This window comes from Chryseobacterium sp. SIMBA_028, from assembly GCF_046535285.1.
Classification (GTDB): Bacteria; Bacteroidota; Bacteroidia; order Flavobacteriales; family Weeksellaceae; genus Chryseobacterium.
On the sequence record NZ_JAWRWZ010000680.1, the window covers coordinates 1 to 246 of the forward strand.

General features: G+C 62.2%; 1 protein-coding gene. It reads left to right on the top strand.

Features of this window, described 5'->3' with window-relative positions; all coding sequences use genetic code 11:
- On the top strand, positions 1 to 246 hold a 246-nt coding region (locus SCA31_RS24965; RefSeq protein ID WP_410699638.1), incomplete at both ends, for a YdcF family protein.

The window sequence follows — 246 nt, forward strand, 5'->3', positions numbered from 1 at the left end:
GTTGTTCGGCGTACCGCGCGAGCGGCTGGTGGAGGAGACAGCTTCGCGCACGACCTTCGAGAACGCGATGAACACCAAGGATCTGCTTGCACAGAACGGACTTTCGAACTGCCTGCTGATCACCTCCGGATATCACATGCCACGGTCCGTCGGCATTTTCCGCAAGCTCGGCATCGACGTCACGCCTTGGCCCACCGATTTCCGGACGGACGGCGAGGTCCGCCCCGGCATCGACTTTACCCAGCC